General features: G+C 71.9%; 4 protein-coding genes. All 4 read left to right on the forward strand.

Translation table 11 applies throughout. From position 1 onward, the window contains the following. On the forward strand, window positions 1-1,247 hold a 1,247-nt coding region (locus DQW85_RS47135; protein WP_240197505.1), incomplete at its 5' end, for a carbohydrate-binding protein. A 65-nt stretch (window positions 1,248-1,312) separates the two neighbouring features. Next, complete coding sequence (locus tag DQW85_RS29700; RefSeq protein ID WP_205315510.1) at window positions 1,313-3,445, forward strand: discoidin domain-containing protein; 2,133 nt, start codon at window positions 1,313-1,315, stop codon at window positions 3,443-3,445. An 82-nt stretch (window positions 3,446-3,527) separates the two neighbouring features. Then, a complete protein-coding gene (locus DQW85_RS29705) occupies window positions 3,528-5,294 on the forward strand; it encodes a carbohydrate-binding protein (RefSeq protein WP_205315511.1) in 1,767 nt (588 codons plus the stop codon). A gap of 135 nt (window positions 5,295-5,429) precedes the next feature. After that, window positions 5,430-6,298 (forward strand): serine/threonine-protein kinase (locus DQW85_RS29710; RefSeq protein ID WP_162795478.1); only part of this gene is annotated, 869 nt, incomplete at its 3' end.

Raw genomic sequence — 6,298 nt, forward strand, 5'->3', positions numbered from 1 at the left:
CGCGCGCACGGCGCGCGGCCGCCGCACCGGACAGGAAATCCATGGAACTCACCCGCCGCCAGCTCGGCATGCTCCTCGGCGCCGGCGCGGCCACCGCCGTCGCCCCCGCCCTGCCTGCCCTGCCCGCGCTCTCGAGTACGCGAGCCGCACCGAGCCTGCTCCCCCCGGGCATGAGCTGGCAGTTGCTCTGGTCCCCGTCGGCCGCCGTGGACGGCATGCGCGCCTGGGAGACCATCGAGGACGACCGCGCCGGCTCCCACCCGGCCGGCCGGCCGCACATCGTCCCCGCCGGCGACGACTACCGCTTCACCATGCACATGGTGGACCGGGACAGCAGCACCGACAGGCAGCGCCAGGAGGTGACCGGCAACCGCACCGGCAGCGGCTACCTGCAGTGGCGGCTCGGCGAGCTGTGGCGCGTCACGTACTCGATGTACATCCCGGCCACGCTCAAGGCCACCACCACGTTCACCCACGTCTTCCAGACCAAGATGCCCGGCACGGGCACCTCGCCGATCACCGTCACCTCGCTGCGCCGGGTGAACGGCGCGCAGACCATCGAGCACAAGGTCTTCGAGCCGAACATCCTGGTCGGCCGGACCGACCTGGCGCCCCTGCACAACAGGTGGATCGACGTCGACTACGAGATCCGGATCGGCGACGGCGGCGCCGGCGGGGTGCGCTGGGTGGTCCGCAACGGCGGCGCCACGGTGGTCGACGCCACCAGGACCGGGGTCGACACGTTCCTCGGTGACCGGGTCCGCCCCAAGTGGGGCATCTACCGCTCGCTCGGCGACGCCTCCGGCTCGCTGCAGGACTGCCACCTGCTGCTCACCCGCCTGCGCGCGTACAAGGCGGTGCCGGGCGGCGGCACGGCCACCCGGTACGAGGCGGAGAACGGGAAGATCTCGCAGGGCGCGGTCGAGTCCGACCACGCGGGCTTCACCGGCGCCGGCTTCGTCAACACCGACAACGCCGCCGGTGCGTACGTCGAGTTCACCGTGCGGGAGTCGGGCCCCAGGACGCTGCGGATCCGCTACGCCAACGGCACCACGGCGGACCGGCCGATGCGGATCACCGTCAACGGCGCCGCCGTCGCGACCCGCTCCTACACCGGCACGGGCGCCTGGACGTCATGGGCGACCGACTCGTTCCCCGTGACGCTCCCCGCCGGCCCGAGCGCCGTCAGGCTGACCGCCACCACGGCGAACGGCTGCCCCAACCTCGACCACATCGAAGTGGCCTGAACCACCCCTCATCGGCTCATGCGAGGGCCGCACCACCCGCACCCCCCTCCAGAAGGAGGTCGCGCATGTCACGCGCGCCACGCACGGCACTGCTGGCCGTGCTCATCCTCGTCCTCGGCTTTCTCGTCTCCGCCCCCGCGCGGGCGGAGCTGCAGCATCCCCGCCAGGCCTTCCTGCGCTCCTCGGTCGGCGGCCTCTTCCTGCACTGGGGCATGCGCACCGCCCCGCAGCACACGAGCTGCTCCGCCTGGGAGTCGGCCATCACCTCCGGCGGCTGGAACGCCGCCTACTGGGTGGAGCAGGCGCGGAAGCTGCACACCCAGTACATCGTGCTGGCCACCTTCCACTCCCGGCTCGGCTACGCCCGGCCGTACCCGTCGAACGTGCCCGGCTCCTGCCGCTCCGGCAGGGACTTCCTCGGCGAGCTGATCGACGCCGCCGACGCGCGCGGCCTGAAGGTCATCCACTACATGACCGACGACCCGCAGTGGTGGAACGAGGGGCTCGGCTCCGGCCAGTCCTGGCTCAACTCGGCGGCGTACTCCGCCTACAAGGGCCACACCGTGGACCTGCACACGCGTGACGGGTTCGGCGAGTTCAGCTACGACCAGTTCGTCGAGCAGATGGCCCGCTACCCGAAGCTGGCCGGGTTCTGGATCGACAACGACAACGCCTACTGGGAGCGCAACGGCCTCTACGAGCGCATCCGCCGCGAGCGGCCCGACATGACGCTGTCGAACAACAACGAAGACACGCCGATCATGGACATGATCAGCAACGAGCAGAAGACCGGCATGACGCCGAACTACGACTACCCGCAGGCCGTCTACACGGCGGCGCCGCGGCTCATCGAGGCCGACTTCAAACTGCCCACCTCCGGTCCCTGGTGGTACGGCGGCTCCGACCAGGCCGTGGACTACAAGCTGTCGCTCGGCCGGCTGATCACCAACGCCGGCTCGTCGGTGAAGGCGCTGATGGCCGAGACGCCGATGAAGGCCGGGCGCATGCCGCCCGCGCAGGAGGCGTTCAACGACTTCGCCGAGGGCTACCTGCAGGCGATCCGGGAGTCGCTGCACGGCGTCGAGGGCGGCGGCTACATGTACGGCGGGCTCGACCCGGGCTTCTGGAACGCGGGCGCGCACGGCGTCACCACCATCAGCAAGACCAACCCGAACCTGCACTACATCCACGTCCTCACCCGCCCGTCAGGGAGCACGTTGTCGCTGCGCGACAACGGCTACCGCATCTCCTCGGTGACCAACCTGCGCACCGGCGCCCCGGTCGCCTTCACCCAGGCGAACGGCACGCTCACGCTCACCGGCGTCTCCTCGTGGGACCAGTACGACACCGTGTTCAAGGTCGTCTCCACCGTGCGCGAGGGCATCCACACGGGCGTCACCCTCACCGCCTCCGCCTCCGCGAGCGGGCACCCCGCCTCCCACGCCGGCGACCGCGACTACCTGACGTACTGGGACGCCGGCTCCGCCCAGCCCGTGTCGCTCCGCTTCGACCTCGGCGCGGCCAAGCCCATCCGCTACATCGGCATCAACCAGCGCGAGGACTCCACCACCCACCCGGCCGCCAACTCGGCGCGGATCAACTCCTACCGCGTCTACGTCAGTAGCGACGGCGTGAACTGGGGCACCCCCGTCAAGACCGGCAACCTGCCCAACCACCGCGGCGTGCAGATCATCGACGTGCCCGCCACCACGGCCCGGCACGTGCGGCTGGAGAAGGTCAGCAGCCACGGCGTCGCCCGGCTCCGCGTGGACGAGGCGTGGGTCGGCGGCGCGTACGCGGGCGGCGGCACGCCGCCGCCCGGCGTCCACGAGGCGGAGAACGCCACGATCTCGCAGGGAGTCGTGGAGTCCAACCACGCCGGCTTCACTGGCACCGGCTTCGTCAACTACACGAACGTGGCCGGGTCGTACGTCGAGTTCGCGGTGAACGCCCCGGCCGCCGGCGACGCCACCCTCACCCTCAGGTACGCCAACGGCACCACCACGGGCCGGCCCATGGACATCGTGGTCAACGGCACGGTCGTCGCCGACGAGCTGGCCTTCGGCCCGACGGGCGGCTGGCCGTCCTGGACCACCAGGTCGGTCACGGTGCCGCTGCGGGCGGGCCCGAACACCATCCGCGCCACGGCCACCACGGCCGGCGGCGGCCCGAACCTGGACCACATCACCGTCGGCTGAGCCTCGCTCCGCTCTGGCGCGCCGCCTCCGGCGGCGCGCCCCACCGGAATGCCTGCCGTGAGGACAGAAGGGAGAAAACCCAGTGAAATGGAGAAAGGCATGCTCGGTGGCGGGGGCCACCGTCCTGGGGTTCACCGGCCTGGTGGCCGCGGGCGGCCGGCCCGCCGCCTCCGCCACCGCCGCGTCGGCGGTGTCGGCGGTGTCGGCGGTGTCGGCGGTGACGTCGGACAACGGCCTGTCGATCAGGCCCGCCATGGGATGGAGCAGCTGGAGCTTCGTCCGCCGCTGGCCCGACGAGGCCAAGATGCGCGCCCAGGCCGACGCGCTGGTCAGCAGCGGCCTCGCCGCCAAGGGCTACGTGTACGTCAACCTGGACGACTTCTACCAGCGGTGCGACTCCAACGGCTTCATGGTCGACGACCACGGCCGGTGGGCGGTGGACCCCGCCAAGTTCCCCTCCGGGATCAAGGCGCTGGCCGACCACGTGCACGCCAAGGGCCTGAAGTTCGGCTTCTACGTCACCCCCGGCATCGCCCGCAACGCCGTACTCAGGAACACCCCCGTCGAGGGCACCTCCTACCGCGCGCAGGACATCGCCGACACCTCCCAGACGCACAAGAACTACAACTGCAAGAACATGTACCGGCTGCGCCACTCCCACCCGGGCGCCCAGGCGTTCATCAACTCGTGGGCGAACCAGATGGCCTCCTGGGGCGTGGACTACCTGAAGATCGACGGCGTCGACGCGACGACGATCGCCGACGTCGAGGCGTGGGACCGGGCGCTGCGGCAGACCGGCCGGCCGATCAACTTCGCCCTCTCCAACAACCTGCCCATCGCCCAGGCCGCCACCTGGCGGAGGCTGGCCAACAGCTGGCGCACCCAGGGCGACGTCGAGTGCTACTGCGGACCGGGCCCGAACGGCAGCGGCTTCCCGCTGACCAACTGGGCGCGCATCTCCGGCCGGTTCGGCTCGGCCGCGAACTGGCAGCCGCACGCCGGGCCGGGCGGCTGGAACGACCTGGACTCCCTCCAGATCGGCAACGGCGACCAGATCGGCATCAACGCCGACCAGCGCCGCTCGCACATGACGCTGTGGGCGATGGCCGCGACCCCGCTCCTGCTCGGCAGCGACCTGACCGCGCTCACCCCGACCGACCTGGCCATGCTCACCAACGACCGGCTCATCGCCGTCAACCAGGACGGCGTCGCCGCGCAGCGCATCGTCAGCAGCGGCGTCAACCAGGTGTGGCGCAAGCGCGAGGCGAACGGCGACTACGTCATCGCCCTGTTCAACACCGGCACGTCCGGCGACTCCACGGTCGGCGTGACCTGGTCGCAGGCCGGGTTCGGCGGCCCCGCACAGGTCACGAACCTGTGGTCGGGCGCCTCCGAGGGCACCGTCGCCTCCTCCTACAGCGCCACGCTGCGGCCCGGTGAGACCCGCCTCATCCGCGCCCGTCCCGCCTCCGCCACCCCCCGCCACGAGGCGGAGAACGCCACGATCTCCCAGGGCGTCGTGGAGTCCAACCATGCCGGCTACTCCGGCACCGGGTTCGTCAACGGCGACAACGTCGTCGGCTCGTACGTCGAGTTCGCCGTGCGGGAGTCGGGCCCCAGGACCCTGACGATCCGGTACGCCAACGGCACGACGGCGGGCCGCCCGATGAGCCTCACGGTCAACGGCGCGGCGGTGGGGAGCGCGCTGCCCTTCGGCTCGACGGGCGCCTGGACCTCCTGGGCCGACGCCACCGCCCCGATCACGCTGGCGGCCGGGACCAACACCATCCGCCTGACCGGCACCACAGCGACGGGAGGCCCCAACCTGGACCGCATCACACTGTCCTGACCGGCACCGTCCCGACCGGCGGCATATCGGTTCCCCAGAAGGTCTCGTTACGGACAGGACGTGTCTCGACACGGGGCGAAACCAACAGATAGCGTCCTGACACCGAGATCGTCATCTGGTCAGGAGGTCTTCCACATGACGGTTCCCGGCTACACCGAATTCCGGGAACTTGGACACGGCGCCACAGGCCGGGTCATGCTCGCCATCCGCGACTCCGACCGCCGGCCGGTCGCCGTCAAGCACCTGTCGGCGCGGCTGCGCGAGGATCCGGGGTTCGCCGGCAGGTTCCGGGCCGAGGCGCCGCTGATCCGGCAGCTCGGCGGCCCCCACCTCGCCCGGCTGCTCGACTACGTCGAGGGCCGCGACGACGCCGCCACCGTGGCGGAACTGGTCGACGGCGTCACGCTGCGCCGCCTGATCGAGCACGACGGCGCCACCGGCCCCGAAGCGGCGCTGGCCGTCCTGAAGGGCGCCCTGCTGGCACTCGCCGAAGGGCACCGCCTGGGCGTCGCGCACCGCGACGTCAAGCCCGAGAACGTGATCGTCTGCAGGAACGGCGACAGCAGGCTCGTGGACTTCGGCCTCGCCGCGCCCGTGCGGGGCCGGGCGCCCCTGGCGGGCACCCCCTCCCACCTGGCGCCCGAACGCTGGGACGGAGCCCCGGCGGGCCCGGGCGCCGATATCTACGCCGCGGCCGTGGCCTTCTTCGAGTGCCTCACCGGGTGCCCGCCGTTCACCGCAGGCGACGTGGCCGGGCTGGCCCGCCTGCACCGGCACGCCTCCCCGCCGCTCGACGACGTGGAGGAGCCGCTCAGGGCGCTGGCCGCGTACGGCCTGGCCAAGGACCCCGCCGAGCGGCCGGAGTCGGCCGAGGCGTTCCTGGCCGTGCTGGAGAAGGCGGCGCGGGCGGGGTACGGCCCGGAGTGGGAGGCGGGCGGCAGGGCGAACCTGGCGCTGCTCGCCGTGCCGCACCTGGCGCGCTTCCCGCTCGCCCGGCCGGCGTC

The organism is Nonomuraea lactucae, from assembly GCF_003313395.1.
In the GTDB taxonomy this organism is placed as follows: Bacteria; Actinomycetota; Actinomycetes; order Streptosporangiales; family Streptosporangiaceae; genus Nonomuraea; species Nonomuraea lactucae.

Bases quoted from the DNA above. Each gene is read 5' to 3' on its own strand.
- DQW85_RS29700 (WP_205315510.1), top strand. From the start codon at position 1,313: ATGTCACGCGCGCCACGCACGGCACTGCTGGCCGTGCTCATCCTCGTC.